Annotated in this window: 14 protein-coding genes; 1 reads left to right on the forward strand and 13 read right to left on the reverse strand. The window is 68.6% G+C overall.

Features of this window, described 5'->3' with window-relative positions:
• Positions 1-43: 43 nt before the first annotated feature.
• From ABLE94_RS04935 to rpsP, 7 genes are all read right to left on the reverse strand, one after another.
• Positions 44-1,069: a hypothetical protein gene (locus ABLE94_RS04935; RefSeq protein ID WP_348803403.1), complete on the reverse strand. Its 1,026-nt coding sequence runs from the start codon at positions 1,067-1,069 to the stop codon at positions 44-46.
• Positions 1,066-1,398, reverse strand: coding sequence for a hypothetical protein (locus ABLE94_RS04940; RefSeq protein ID WP_348808170.1), 333 nt, complete (start codon positions 1,396-1,398; stop codon positions 1,066-1,068). Before ABLE94_RS04940 ends, ABLE94_RS04935 begins: the two co-directional genes overlap by 4 nt.
• Entirely contained in the window at positions 1,395-1,706 is a 312-nt protein-coding gene (locus tag ABLE94_RS04945) for a YbaB/EbfC family nucleoid-associated protein (protein WP_348808171.1), read from the reverse strand. The genes ABLE94_RS04940 and ABLE94_RS04945 overlap by 4 nt, the downstream gene beginning before the upstream one ends.
• A gap of 227 nt (positions 1,707-1,933) precedes the next feature.
• Positions 1,934-2,629 carry a tRNA (guanosine(37)-N1)-methyltransferase TrmD gene (trmD, locus tag ABLE94_RS04950; protein ID WP_348808269.1) on the reverse strand — a complete coding sequence of 232 codons (696 nt, stop codon included), beginning with the start codon at positions 2,627-2,629 and terminating at the stop codon, positions 1,934-1,936.
• An 11-nt stretch (positions 2,630-2,640) separates the two neighbouring features.
• Positions 2,641-3,189 carry a ribosome maturation factor RimM gene (gene rimM / locus ABLE94_RS04955; protein WP_348803400.1) on the reverse strand — a complete coding sequence of 183 codons (549 nt, stop codon included), beginning with the start codon at positions 3,187-3,189 and terminating at the stop codon, positions 2,641-2,643.
• An 11-nt stretch (positions 3,190-3,200) separates the two neighbouring features.
• Positions 3,201-3,443 (reverse strand): RNA-binding protein, encoded by a 243-nt coding sequence (locus ABLE94_RS04960; RefSeq protein ID WP_348803399.1) that lies wholly within the window; start codon positions 3,441-3,443, stop codon positions 3,201-3,203.
• Positions 3,440-3,910: a 30S ribosomal protein S16 gene (gene rpsP, locus ABLE94_RS04965; RefSeq protein WP_348803397.1), complete on the reverse strand. Its 471-nt coding sequence runs from the start codon at positions 3,908-3,910 to the stop codon at positions 3,440-3,442. Before rpsP ends, ABLE94_RS04960 begins: the two co-directional genes overlap by 4 nt.
• 316 nt (positions 3,911-4,226) lie before the next feature.
• Here rpsP and ABLE94_RS04970 point away from each other — a divergent pair, with 316 nt between their 5' ends.
• The gene (locus ABLE94_RS04970; RefSeq protein ID WP_348803396.1) at positions 4,227-4,886 is read left to right on the forward strand and encodes a GAP family protein; all 660 of its coding nucleotides are present in this window, start codon (positions 4,227-4,229) and stop codon (positions 4,884-4,886) included.
• Positions 4,887-5,212: 326 nt separating this feature from the next.
• Here the strand turns inward: ABLE94_RS04970 and ABLE94_RS04975 are convergent, their stop codons facing one another.
• From ABLE94_RS04975 to ftsY, 6 genes are all read right to left on the reverse strand, one after another.
• Positions 5,213-6,310, reverse strand: coding sequence for an amidohydrolase family protein (locus ABLE94_RS04975; RefSeq protein WP_348808172.1), 1,098 nt, complete (start codon positions 6,308-6,310; stop codon positions 5,213-5,215).
• 4 nt (positions 6,311-6,314) lie between these two features.
• Entirely contained in the window at positions 6,315-7,880 is a 1,566-nt protein-coding gene (gene ffh, locus ABLE94_RS04980; protein ID WP_348803394.1) for a signal recognition particle protein, read from the reverse strand.
• Between the two features lie 96 nt (positions 7,881-7,976).
• A complete protein-coding gene (locus tag ABLE94_RS04985) occupies positions 7,977-10,562 on the reverse strand; it encodes a [protein-PII] uridylyltransferase (RefSeq protein WP_348808173.1) in 2,586 nt (861 codons plus the stop codon).
• A 9-nt stretch (positions 10,563-10,571) separates the two neighbouring features.
• The gene (locus ABLE94_RS04990) at positions 10,572-10,910 is read right to left on the reverse strand and encodes a P-II family nitrogen regulator (RefSeq protein WP_348803391.1); all 339 of its coding nucleotides are present in this window, start codon (positions 10,908-10,910) and stop codon (positions 10,572-10,574) included.
• 60 nt (positions 10,911-10,970) lie between these two features.
• Entirely contained in the window at positions 10,971-12,317 is a 1,347-nt protein-coding gene (locus tag ABLE94_RS04995) for an ammonium transporter (protein ID WP_348803390.1), read from the reverse strand.
• Between the two features lie 213 nt (positions 12,318-12,530).
• Entirely contained in the window at positions 12,531-14,153 is a 1,623-nt protein-coding gene (gene ftsY, locus ABLE94_RS05000) for a signal recognition particle-docking protein FtsY (RefSeq protein ID WP_348808174.1), read from the reverse strand.
• Between the last annotated feature and the right edge of the window lie 17 nt (positions 14,154-14,170).

Raw genomic sequence — 14,170 nt, forward strand, 5'->3', positions numbered from 1 at the left:
ACCCGCGTCCGACGAAATCGCGACCTCACCAGCGGTGACGTCGTCACGTCCGGGTAGGGTCGATGATGATCGAGGTCACCCCGGCCGTCGCCAGGACGGCCCGCGCCGCCGCCGACGGCGTCGACGGTGAGGCCACCGCGATCGGCTCGTATCCGCGGGCGCGGAGATGGTCGACCACCGCGATCTCCGGTGCCCGCCCGTCACCGGCCACCTCGTCGGTGGTGCGGACCCGCATCCCGACGCGCAGATAGGGCACCGGATCGCTGGTCCCGACGACCGTCGCGCGTCCCTGGGCCCGATCGTGCCCGATGCCGACGGCCACCTGAACCCAGCCCCCGGCCCGACCGTCGAGGTCGGCGGCCAGAGTCCGGGCGTAGCGCACGAGGTCCTCGTGCTCAGCGCGGGTGAGTTCGGGCGGTTCGTCGTCGTCGGTTCCCGGCTCCCGCCGGTTTCTCCCGGCAGCAGCCGCGGCGCCCACCGCACCCACGCCCACCGCACCCACGCCCATGGTCCCGAGCCCACCCATCGGCATCATCCCGCTCGTCGCGGCGGCGGGATGTTGCGGATCGTCGGTGGTCGCGGTGGTGGTGGCCGCGGTTCCGTGTGCCGCGGCCTCGTCGGCGTAGTCGTCGCCGGCAGCGGTCATCGCCGCGCGTCCGGCACTGGCCGCCCGGACAGCCGGCGTGTCGTCGCCGACCGCGGAGCCGATCATCCCGAGCAGCCGATCACGATCGGCGATCGTCGCCACGACCGCCATCTTCTGCCGCGTCCTGGTGGTGAGGTCGGCGAAGGCCGCCAGGGTCGTCGCCGAGACGGCGAGCCCGCCGGCGGTCCCGGTCGCGTCGTCGGCGAGCCGGGCGGCGGTGTCGATGGTCGCCTGGTCGAAGGCGCCCGCACCGATCCGGTGGACGTGGTGGACGGTCTCGACGGTGTTCGCGACCGCCCGTAGTCGCGCGGCGAGCCCGGCGAGTCGCTGCGCGAGCTCACCGATGGCGATGACGTCGGTGTCCGGCCACCGATCGGGTGCGAGTTCCTCGGCGATGCGCCGCAGGTCGTCCGGCCCACTCATGCGGTCCGGTCCACGCTTCGTCGCACGCCATGGGCGGCGGTGTCCTCGGCGGCCTCGACGCCGAGCACGCCGTGAGCGATCTGTGCGGCCTGGGTGGTCAGGGCGTCGGCGATCCGGCCGAGGGCATCGTGCAGCGCGGTGACACCGGGGACGAAGGCGGCGGCGAACGCGGTCGCGCCGACGTCGTGTCCGAGCGCTTCGGTGAGTTCGTCGATGATGCGACCGAGGTCCGCCCCGATGGCGGTGACCTCGTCGGCGAGTTCGGTCACCTCGCCGACGAGCGTGTGGCCCGCCTCCGGGTCGACCGCGACGCCCTCGGACCGGCTCATGTGCGGTTCCCGCCGGACACATCGGCGTATCCGGGGGCCGTTTCGGCCACCGCCGCCAGGAGGTGTTCACGCTGGTGACGCAGCTGCTGGTCGGCCGCGGCGACCAGGTCCGTGATGAGCTCGGCCAACACGGGCGCGCGGTGTCGGCGCAGGGCCGCCGGTTCGATCTGCAGGTCGACGAGCAGGCCGCGCGCGTCGACGGTGACCTCGATCAGCCGGTCCGTGCTGACCGCGCGGGCGGTCAGCGTCGCGAGTTGTTCGGCGGCGCGGGCGAGGTCGGTGCGCTGCCGGTCCAGTTTTTCGAGCATCGCCGACCAGTGGGAGTCACCCGGCCGACCCGGATCACGCGTGTCGTGTGCATCGGACCGTTCATCCACCGTCGTTTCCCCCTGGTACCCGCGTGTGAGGTCGTCAGTACCCGCGTGTGAGGTCGTCGGACGCGGATCGACCGAGCGTAGCCCGAACAGAGTGCTCCCACCGCGAATGCGTCCACAGTGGCGAACCCGTCAGCGCGGGGACGGGTCGTTCGTCGCCGTCAGTTGTCGGCGCCGGGTTCGGCGAGGAGGTCGGGGCGACGCTCGCGCGTGCGCTGCAACGACTGTTCGTGGCGGAACCGCGCGACCTTGGCGTGATCGCCGGAGAGCAACACCGGCGGCACGGGCAGCCCCCGCCACGTCTCCGGGCGGGTATAGCTCGGCCCCTCCAGGAGTCCGTCGGAGAACGAATCCTCTTGGTGGGAACGAGGATTGCCGAGGACCCCGGGGATCAACCGCACGGTGGCCTCGATCATCGCGATCGCCGCCACCTCACCCCCGATGAGGACGAAATCACCGAGCGAGACCTCCTCGACGCGCACCCGGCGTGCGGCGTCGTCGAAGACCCGCTGGTCGATGCCCTCGTATCGGCCGCATGCGAACACGAGTTGTAGTTCCGTACTCCAGCGGACGGCCGTGGCCTGGGTGAAGGGCACCCCCGCCGGTGTGGGGACGATCAGCAACGCCTCGTCCGGGCACACCTCGTCCAGCGCGGGACCCCAGACATCGGGTTTCATCACCATGCCCGGACCGCCGCCGTACGGGGAATCGTCGACGCTGCGGTGCACGTCGTGGGTCCAGGACCGCAGGTCGTGTATCCCGACCTCGATGACGCCACGGTCGATTGCCTTGCCCAGCAAGGCCACTCGCACCGGCTCGAGGTACTCGGGAAAGATGGTGACGACGTCGACACGCATGCGGGGATCGGTCACGATGCGCCGTCGGGAGTGCCCGCGTCCGCGTCCGCGTCGTCGAGCAGACCGATCGGCGGGTCGACGACGATACCGTCGCGCCCGACCACCGGGACGATCTCCCGTACGAACGGGATGAGGATCTCCCGACCGTCCGGGGCACGCACCGCCAGCACGTCGTTGGCGGGCAGATGCAGCACCGACGACAGCACACCGACCGCCACTCCCGCGACGGTCGTCACCGGCAGACCCTCGAGTTCGTGGTCGTAGAAGGCGTCGGGATCGTCACCGGAATCGACCTGCGAACTGTCAATGAGGAACAACGTCCCCCGCAGGTCGTCGGCGTCGGCCCGCGTGCCGACCTCGGCCAGCGACAGCAACAGCCGCCCGGAATGTTCCCGGGCGGCTGTCACCGTGAAATCGCGTTCGCCCCCACCTCGTGGCAGGCGACCGACCAGAGTCGCACCCGTCGCGAACCGTTGCTCCGGTTCGTCGGTACGGACGTCGACGACGACCTCGCCGCGAATGCCGTGCGACTTGACCACACGGCCCACCACGAGCTCCATTGATGTGACGCTCAGCGGTCGGTGTCGACGATGTCGACACGCATGCCGCGGCCACCGATACCGCTCACGAGGGTGCGCAGTGCGGTGGCGGTGCGGCCGTTGCGACCGATCACCTTGCCGAGATCCTCCGGATTCACGTGCACCTCGACGAGGCGACCACGACGGCCGGTGATCAGTTCGACGCGCACGTCATCGGGGTTGGAGACGATCCCGCGAACGAGATGCTCGACGGCGTCGGCGACGACAGCGCTCACGCCTGGGCCTTGTCGCCCTCGGCGGCCGCCTCATCGGTGACGGCCTCGTCGGCGGATGCGGCCGGGGCCTCGTCCTTCTTGGCGGCCTTCTTCTTCGGGGTGGTGGCCTCGGCGACCGGCTCGCTGTCGGCGGCGGCCAGGGCCGCGTTGAACAGGTCCAGCTTGGAGGGCTTCTCGGCGGCGGTCTTCAGGGTTCCCTCGGCGCCGGGCAGGCCCTTGAACTTCTGCCAGTCGCCGGTGACCTTGAGGATCGCGGCGACGGGCTCGGTCGGCTGGGCGCCCACGCCGAGCCAGTACTGTGCGCGCTCGGAGTCGACCTCGATGAGGCTCGGCTCTTCCTTGGGGTGGTACTTGCCGATGGTCTCGATCACCCGGCCGTTGCGGCGGGTGCGGGAATCGGCGACGATGATGCGGTACTGCGGGTTGCGGATCTTGCCGAGCCGCGTGAGCTTGATCTTGACAGCCATGTTCTTCTTCTTTCGTTGGCCACTGCGCAATTCAGCGACCCCGCCGGAATGCGGGGCCCGGTTTTGCGATCGGGTGTGACCGTCGGCCGGTACGTGACCGTGTCCGACGAACCAGCGTTCGATTCTGCCAGAGACGCGCCCACCGGCCCAAATCGCGGCCGATCGACCAGCGCGCATCGGCCCCCTGCGATCGACCCGGTACGCTCGTCCGGGCGGTCGGGGGTGACCAGCGGGCGGTACTCGGCGACCTGACGTCGGGCCGCAACCCTTCCCACACCAGCAGTCGACACAGTCAGCGAGGAGAGCACCGCACCCCATGCTCAACGCCCTGGCCTACGCCCTCGTCGATGCGGTCAACGTGTTGTTGATCGGCGTCCTGGTCGCGCTCGCGATGATGACCGCACGCGGCCGGTATCGCTCCATCACCATTCTGCTGCTCATCGGCAACTGGCTGGGCGTCATCGGCCTGGCCCTGATCGTCCTGCTCGCCTTCGACGGGTTGGGCACCATCGTCGAGCGGGTCGTCGACTCTCCGGCATTCGGCGCGCTGTTGATCCTCACCGGTGTCGTCACCGCGTTGTGGACGCTGCGCCAGGGCGACGACGGGCCACCCCCGATCGTCGACCGCATCCTCACGCCGGTGCGTACGGCGTCGCCGTTGACCGTGCTGGCCGGTGTGGGTCTCGGCGTGGTGCAGTCGGCCACCTCGGTGCCGTTCTACGCCGGGCTCGCGGTGCTGTCGTCGAGCGGTCTACCGACCGGCGAGCGCTACACCGCGCTGCTGGCCTACGCGACGGTCGCCCTCAGCATCCCGGTGCTGGCCGCGATGGCGCTCGGACTGGTCCGGGTCCGGCCGCGATCGTGGGCCGGACGGCTGTTCGTCACTGCTCGGCGACACCACACACTCGTCGCCCGCGGTGCCGCCTACCTGGTCTCGGCACTGTTGATCGCGATCGGCATCCTGCGACTGCTCTGACGGGTGATCCGAACCCGGAAACGGGATCGGGCATGTGGCTGTCCACCCCGCGAAGGACACCCACATGCCCGCACCTCACCCCGGTGAACATCCCGCCGATCGCACCGCGGTACGGGCGACGAGAAGACTTGTGAACTGATCACGAAGTGGTCAACCTCGCGATGTGACTGTGACCCTACCGAACAGTAAGGATATCGACCAACGGTCAATGGGTGATTTGGCTCACAAAATCGGCCCGTGAGGTGTATAGCGCGGAATAACCCGACCCCTCACTCGACGACCTCCCGCTCGGCGACCAGCATGCTGTCGCGATCGCGGCGGCGTGATCAGAGGTGCGTGCCCGCGCAGACGATGGCCGCCGGATGACGCAGGATGTTCAGGTTCTCCACCGGGTTCTCCCGAAACACCAGGAAGTCGGCGCGGTCACCGTCGTCGAGAATTCCGGCACCGAGCCAGCGCCGCGGTTCGGTGGTGGCGGCGGCGAGAGCTCCCCGGGCGCCGAGACCGACGCCGGCGAGCCGTTCGACCTCGTCGACGATGCGTCCGTGTTCGACGAATCCACCCGCGTCGGTGCCCGCGAAGATCGTCACTCCGGCTTCGCGTGCCGCGGCGAAGGTGTCCTCGGCGTGCGCGTACAGCTTGCGCATCGTCGCCGCATAGGTCGGGAACCGGTCGGCGCCGGAGGCGATCTGGAGGAAGTTGTCGACCTGGATCAGTGTGGGCACCAAGGCGATCGAGCGCTCGACGAGTGCATCGATGTGCTCGGAGGTCAGGCCGGTACCGTGCTCGATGCAGTCGACGCCGGCGTCGATGAGGTCGCCGAGCGCGTCGGTGCCGAAGACATGCGCGGTGATGCGGGCACCGTTGTCGTGCGCCGCGGTCACCGCCGCGTCGAGCTGGCGCCGGGTCCACAGGGGCGCGAGATCCCCGACCTCCCGGTCGATCCAGTCCCCGACGATCTTCACCCATCCGTCGCCGGCCTTCGCCTGCCGCGCCACCTCGTCGGCCAGTTCGTCCGGATCGTCGAGATCGACACCGTAGTCACGCAGATACCGCTTCGGCCGGGCGATGTGCTTGCCGGAACGGATGAATCGCGGCCCCGCCGGATCGTCGTCGAGTGGGTGGGTGTCCAGCGGGGATCCGACCTCGCGGATCAGCAGGGTGCCGGCGAGGGCGTCCTGACGGGCGAAGTCGCGGGCCTGCTCGATGGTCACACCGAGTCCGGGTGCGATCCCGACATGGTTGTGCGCGTCGACGAGTCCCGGCACGATCCAGCCGTCGGCGACGACGGTGTCGGCCGCGGCCACCGGCTCAGAGGTGATCGTGCCGTCGACCACCCAGAATTCGAGTGGCTCGTCGGTCAGCGGATCCCGACCCCGGTAGTGCTGTGCGGGTGCGGTACCGGATCCACCGCCGACGGTCATCGGCTCACTTCTTCTTCGGCTGCTGGAACTGCGAGACGTCGATGCCCTCGAGGCCCGGCGGGAGTTGATCGAGTCCGGCCGGCATGTTGGACAGGTCCGGGAAGCCGCCGGGCATGCCCGGGAAGCCGCCGCGTACCTTCGGCGGGGTCGGTCCGCGTCCGCGGCTCTTGCCCTTCTTGCCTTTGCCCTTCTTACGGTTGGTCTTTCGGCCCGGGCCCATCATCCGGCCGGACATCTGGGCCATCATCTTGCGGGCCTCGAAGAACCGGTCGACGAGTTGGTTGACCTCGCTGACCGTCACACCCGAACCGTTGGCGATGCGCAGTCGGCGGGAGGCGTTGATGATCTTCGGATTCTCCCGCTCGGCGGGGGTCATGCCACGGATGATCGCCTGCACCCGGTCGAGTTGCTTGTCGTCGACCTGGCTGAGGGCGTCCTTCATCTGGTTGGCGCCGGGCAGCATGCCGAGGATGTTGCCGATCGGCCCCATCTTCCGGATCATCTGCATCTGCTCGAGGAAGTCCTCGAGGGTCAGCTCCCCCTGGGTGATCTTGGCCGCGGCCTCCTCGGCCTGCTGGGCATCCCAGTGCTGTTCGGCCTGTTCGATCAGGGAGAGCACATCGCCCATGCCGAGGATGCGACTGGCCATCCGGTCGGGGTGGAAGACGTCGAAGTCCTCGAGTTTCTCACCCGAGGAGGCGAACATGATCGGTCGGCCGGTCACCTCACGCACCGACAGCGCCGCACCGCCGCGGGCGTCGCCGTCGAGTTTGGTGAGCACCACGCCGGTGAATCCGACACCGTCGGCGAACGCCTCGGCCGTGGAGACCGCGTCCTGACCGATCATGGCGTCGACGACGAAGAGCACCTCGTCGGGCTGGGTGGCGTCGCGGATGTCGGACGCCTGCTTCATCAGTTCGGTGTCGATGCCGAGCCGGCCCGCGGTGTCGATGATGACGACATCGTGGTGGCGTGCACGCGCCTCGTCCACACCGGCCTTGGCCACCGACACCGGGTCACCGGCGGTGACACCCAATGCGTTCACCCCGGTTGGCGACGACTCGCCGGTGATCGAGGTACCCGGATGCGGCGCGAAGACCGGCACGCCGGCACGCTCGCCGACGATCTGCAGCTGGGACACCGCACCCGGGCGCTGCAGGTCACATGCCACCAGCAACGGGGTGTGCCCCTGCTTGATCAGCCACGCACCGAGCTTTCCGGCCAGGGTCGTCTTACCGGCACCTTGCAGACCGGCCAGCATGATGACGGTCGGCGGGGTCTTCGCGAACTGCACCCGCCGGGTCTCGCCGCCGAGGATCGCGACGAGTTCCTCGTTGACGATCTTGACGACCTGCTGGGCCGGGTTGAGCGCACCGGACACCTCCGCGCCCTTGGCACGTTCCTTGATCCGTGCGATGAAGGCACGGACCACGGGCAGCGAGACGTCGGCCTCGAGCAGTGCGAGCCGGATTTCACGACAGGTGCGGTCGATGTCGGCGTCGGAGAGGCGGCCCTTGCCACGCAGGTCCTTCAGCGCACCGGTCAACCGATCGGAGAGGGAGTCGAACATTCCCCCATCTTTCCATGACCGCGCTCGAGGTGACCGCTCGACCACGTCGCCTCGTCCGTGTCGGCGCCCGGGCGCGGCCCGTGCGAGGCCGAGCGGTCAGCTGATGGGAACCCCGGATCGCGACGACCCCGCGGTCGGCGGGCCCGCGTCGTCGTCGTCCGAGAACGGGCGGATGACCGGACACACGGCCAGAACCGACTCTTCCAACGCGGCGCGCGTCTCGTCGGTGTCGGCGGGCAGCGTCAGGCAGAAGGTGTCGACGACGGTGTTGCCGAGCGTCGCGACCTTGGCCCACCGTACAGTGGCACCCGACTCCTCGATCACGGCGCTGACCCGGCTGAGCAGACCCAGCCGGTCGTCGGTGCGCAGTTCCATCAGCAACTCGCCGGCGTCGCCGACCTCGGCCCACAGCACCCGCGACGGCGCCACCGCGAACAGGGCCGGCACCGCGTTGACCGCGGCCACGGTCGGCATGTCGTCGTCGGTCTCGGTGGTGGCCGCACCCGGCGAGCCGGCCACGGTCCCGATCGTCGGTGTCGGCGATTCGCGCTCCCGTTTGTCGAGCCGGTCGAGCACCTTGATCTTGCCCTCGACCGCCGCGATCAGCTGCTGACGCAACAGACCCGCCTCGGGCGGATCACCGAACGCCGGCACCACCACGAACGCGTTGACCGCGCGACCGGCGTGGCCCTGCACGGTCGCCGAATGCGACCGAAGGCCGTTGAGCGCCAGCACACCTGCCATCTTCGACAGCAGACCGGGACGGTCCGGGGCCACCATGATCACCGAGAAGGTATGTGGCCCTTCGGTCGGTGACACCTTCACGGCGTACTCGCCGCTCTCGGCGACCGCGATCATCTCATCGGTGAGCGGTTCCGGCGTGGGCAGTTCGTCGCCGTCGAGCAGTCGGGTGGCCCGCCGCACCAGGTCACCGATGAGGGAGGCCTTCCAGTCCCCCCACACGCCCGGGCCGGTGGCCAGCGAGTCCGCCTCGGCCAGCGCGGCGAGCAACTCGAGCAGCACCCGGCTGCGGCCGAGCTTGTCGACCACCTCCTGCGCGGTCGCCGGGTCGTCGAGATCCCGCCTGGTCGCGACGGTCGGCAGGAGCAGGTGATACCGCACCATCTCCGACAGGATCGTCACGTCCTGCGGCCACAATCCGATCCGCGTGCCGACCTGAATGGCGAGGTCGGCGCCGACGATGCTGTGGTCGGCGCCGCGGCCCTTGCCGAGATCGTGGACCAGTGCGCCGAGCAGCAGCAGATCGGGCCGGGTGACACGTGTGGTCATCCGGCTCGCGTTGACCGCGGTCTCCACCAGGTGGCGATCCACCGTCCAGGTGTGCACGGCGTCGCGCGGCGGGAGGTCACGGACCGCACCCCATTCGGGGAGCAGACGCCCCCACAGTCCGGTGCGATCCAGGGCCTCGATGGGCGCCACCATGTGCGGGCCCGAGCCGAGCAGGACCAGTAGGTCGCTGAGGGCCTCGGCGGGCCAGGGTTCGCGCAGTTCGGGGGCGTAGTCGGCCAGCCGCGACAGTGTCGAGGCGCTGATCGGCAGTCCGGTGCGCGCCGACGAGGCCGCCACCCGCAGGATCAGACCCGGGTCCTTGCTCGGAAGTGCATTGCGCGCCAACACGATCTCGCCATTGTGCTCGACGACCCCCTCGTCGAGCGGTCGGCGGATCGGTGACCGCCGCAACTTGGCCAGGCCGCGTCGGGGCAGCGCGTTACCGGCGGTACGCAGCCCCACATCGGTGGAGTAGCTGATGGTGCGTGCGGCGTCGCTGATGACGCGCGCGAGATCGAAACGGTCGCCGATGCGTAACGCGGCGCCGATCTCGTCGGCGTCCTGGGCGCGGACCTGCTCCCGGGGCCGCCCGGCGATCCGATGCAATTCGGTACGGATGTCCAGGAGTCGCTGATAGGCCACCTGGGGGCCGGCGCCCGGCGAGTCGGGCCGCAGGTTGGCCATGCCGTCGGTGAGCTGGGCGATCGACAGTGCGCCCAACAGCTGCACGTCTCGCAGGCCGCCACGGCCGTTCTTGAGATCGGGTTCGGCGCGGTGGGCGATGTCGCCGCTGCGGCGCCAACGATCCCGCGCGTGTTCGACGACCGCACCGAATCGGGTACGGATCTCCGATCGCCACTGTTGGCGCACAGCACCGATCAGCAGCGCCGAGAGGTCCTCGTCGCCGGCGATGTGTCGGGCCTCGAGCAGGCCGAGTGCCGCGGTCACGTCGTCGGAGGCGACCTGCAGGGCCTGCGGAACCGTCCGGACACTGTGATCGAGTGGGATGTTGGCGTCCCACAGCGGATACCAGAGTCCGTCGGCGACCTCGGACACCCGCTCCGGTGATTGGTCCTCGTAGAGCAGGATGAGGTCGAGGTCGGAGAACGGCAGGAGTTCGCCCCGGCCGAGTCCGCCGACGGCGACGATCGACAAGCCGCTGCCGGGCCGGATGCCGAGTTCGGCACCCTTGCTGGTCAGCCAGAACTCGTGCAGATCGACGAGCACCTGCCGGAGTCCGGCAGCGTCGAGTCGGTTGGGTCCGGTGGCCTCGGTCAGTTGCCGCCGGGTGGCCGCGAGATCTGTTGCCGCGACCGGTGTCTGGGAAGGACGCGGCCCCGCGCCCGACTCGTCGTCGGATGCGGGGCCGTGACCTGTGCTCACGAAGGGCATCGACCCTCGTTATAGGGCGTCGGAGCCACGCTCACCGGTGCGGACGCGCACGACCGACTCCACCGGCGACACCCATACCTTGCCGTCACCGATCTTGCCGGTGCGGGCGGCCTCGACGATGACGTCGACGACCTTGTCCACGGCGGCGTCGTCGACGACGACCTCCACACGCACCTTGGGAACGAAATCGACGGAATACTCGGCGCCACGGTAGACCTCGGTGTGGCCCTTCTGGCGTCCGTAACCCTGGACCTCACTGACGGTCATGCCCAGGATGCCGGCCTGCTCGAGACCTGCTTTGACGTCTTCGAGCGTGAACGGCTTCACGATCGCGGTGATCAGCTTCATGAATTATCCCTCTCCAAAGGATTCAGCTGTGATTCAGCGTAGTGGTCAACGGTGCCGGATTCACGCCAACTCATACGCTGTCTCCGCGTGTTCTGCCTCGTCGATTCCGCTCTTCTCCTCGTCGGAGGCGACACGCCAGCCGAGCGGCTTGAGAATCAGGGCGATGATGGTGGTCAGAACGCCGGTGAAGGCGAGCGCGAACAGGGCGATGACGACCTGCACGACGAGCTGCTTGTAATCGCCACCCCAGAACAGGCCGGTGTCCTGCGCCAGGAATCCGATACCGACGGTGCCCCAGAGGCCGGCGACGAGGTGAACGCCGACGACATCGAGGGAGTCGTCGTAACCGAACTTGTTCTTCAGTCCGATGGCCAGCGCCGCGAGGATACCGGCGATCACGCCGAGGATCAGCGACCCGACCGGGGTGAGATTGCCACACGCGGGGGTGATCGCGACGAGACCGGCAACGATTCCCGAGGCCGCGCCGACGCTGGTGGCGTGCTTGTCGCGGATCAATTCCACCGCGAGCCAGCCGATGATCGCCGCAGCGGTGGCGGCGGTCGTGTTGAGCCACACCTTGCCGGCGGTCAGGTCCGCGGCGAGTTCGGAACCGACGTTGAAGCCGAACCAGCCGAACCACAGCAGAGCGGCACCGAGCATGACGAACGGGATGTTGTGCGGACGGTAGGCGGTCTTGCCGAAGCCGACGCGGGCGCCGACGATCAGCGCGAGCACCAGGCCGGCCATACCGGCGTTGATGTGAACCACGGTGCCACCGGCGAAGTCGATGGGCGCGACGTTGGCCTCACCGTCGGTGGTACCGAACATCCACGCAGCGAAGCCGTCCTCGCCGCCACCCATGATGCCGCCGCCGCCGACCAGGCCACCCCACACCATGTGCGACAGCGGGAAGTAGACGATGGTGGCCCACAGCACCGAGAACGCCAACCAGGTCGAGAACTTCACGCGCTCGGCGACCGCGCCCGAGATCAGCGCGACGGTGATCACGGCGAAGGTGAGCTGGAAGCCGAGGAAGACGACCGCCGGAATGGACAACCCTGCGGTGACGACCTTTTCGGTGTCGCCCTCCCCGATCGTGTTCATCAACTGATCGGAGCCGAACAATGCGAACGGATTCGCGAAAATGCCTGCGATGTCACTCTCCCCGGTGATGCCGTCGCTGAACGACATCGAGAAACCCCACAGAACGTAGATGACGCTGACCGTGGCGAGTGCGCCGAACGACATCATCATCATGTTCAGGACGGATTTGCCCCGAGACAAACCCCCATAGAAGAAAGCAAGACCGGGAGTCATCAGCAGCACCAGGCCGGCGGCCGTGATGACCCATGCCGTATCACCGGTGTCGAACTCTCCGAAAACGCTTTCTGGCAGTGCAGAAACCACTGTGAGAAACCTCCCTAGAGTGCGCCGACCGCTCGGCGCCTCCAAAGAGACTGTCGGCACTCGGTTTCAGCCGTGGTGCTCTGACGTTTCCGATATGTGAACCGGTGGCCGGTTTACATTTCGCGCAGGTAACATCCCTGGTCACATATGCACGGCGCCGCATGAAATCCCACAGGCAATTCCACCGATTCCCACATCAGTGTCTGCGTGTCGTCACAGCAACGCGTCGACGAACGCCTCCGGCTCGAAGGGGGCGAGATCGTCGGCCCCCTCACCGAGCCCGACCAGTTTGACCGGAACACCCAGTTCTTCCTGCACGTGAAAGACGATGCCGCCCTTGGCCGTACCGTCGAGCTTGGTCAACACGACGCCGGTGATGTCGACGACCTCCGCGAACACCCGGGCCTGGGTGAGCCCGTTCTGGCCGACAGTGGCGTCGAGAACGAGGAGAACCTCGTCGACCGGGGCCTTCTTCTCGACGACCCGCTTGACCTTGCCCAACTCGTCCATCAGGCCGGTCTTGGTATGCAGGCGCCCGGCGGTGTCGATCATCACCACGTCCACACCGGTGTCGATGCCTTTGGCCACCGCGTCGAAGGCCACCGAGGCCGGATCCGCCTGCTCCTTGCCACGAACGATGTCGGCGCCGACCCGCTCCCCCCAGGTCTGCAGCTGATCGGCGGCCGCGGCACGGAAGGTGTCCGCCGCACCGAGCAACACGCGCCGGCCGTCGGCGACCAGAACCCGCGCCAGCTTGCCGGTGGTGGTGGTCTTTCCGGTGCCGTTGACGCCGACCACCAGCACCACGGCGGGACTACCGGCATGCGGCAGCGCCCGGACCGAACGATCCATCTCGGGATGAAGCTGCTCGACGAGGACACGTCGCAGCAGTGCCCGTGCATCGTCGGAGGTGCGGACCGGATTGGTCGCCAACTCGGTCCGCAGCCGTTCGACGACGGCGGTGGTCGACGCGGTACCGAGGTCGGCCATCACCAGCGTGTCCTCGATCTCCTCCCAGGAATCCTCGTCGAGGTCACCCGCGCCGAGCAGGCCGAGCATGCTCTTGCCGATGGCGCCCTGCGACCGCGACAGTCGCCCGCGCAGGCGGCCGAGGCGACCGGCGGTCGGCGCGATCTCCTCCCGCGGGGGCGCCACTTCGGCCGTGGAGGCATCCGTGGGAGCGGTGATCTCGGGTGCCGGAGCGCTGTCGGTGACCTCGGGAGCGCTGTCAACGACTTCCGGAGCGCTGTCAACGACCTCCGGGGCGCTGTCGGCGACCTCCGGAGCGCTGTCAACGACCTCCGGGGCGCTGTCGGCGACCTCCGGAGCGCTGTCAACGACCTCCGGAGCGCTGTCGGCGACCTCCGGAGCGCTGTCAACGACCTCCGGGGCGCTGTCAACGGTGTCGGGAGCGCTGTCAGTGACCTCTGGGGCGCTGTCAATGGTGTCGGTGGCGGTGGAGGTGTCGGTCTCAACGGTGTCGCTGTCGGGCAGCGTGATGTCGGTGATCTTGCGCTGCTCGGAATCGCGTGGAACCGAGGCGTCGTCGCCGACCCCGGGCTGACCGTCGGTCTCGGTCCGTTCCACGGGTGGGCGCACCGGCTCGGGCGGGGGTGCGACTGTGGTGGTCCCACCCTGACTGAAACTGAACCCGGACCCGGCCTGGTAGCCGCCGGATCTGTCGACCTGCGGCTTGCTGCCGTCGATGACCTGCGTATCGGGCTTGTCGCTCAACGAGATCCGTCGCCGCCGCGCGAGGATGATTCCCGCGACGATCAGTGCGAGGATCACGACGACGGCGATGACGACGATGCCGATGATGAGTTGGGTGTCCACTGAGGGGTCCTGTCCTG

This window comes from Gordonia sp. VNK1, from assembly GCF_040049135.1.
Lineage (GTDB): Bacteria > Actinomycetota > Actinomycetes > Mycobacteriales > Mycobacteriaceae > Gordonia > Gordonia oleivorans.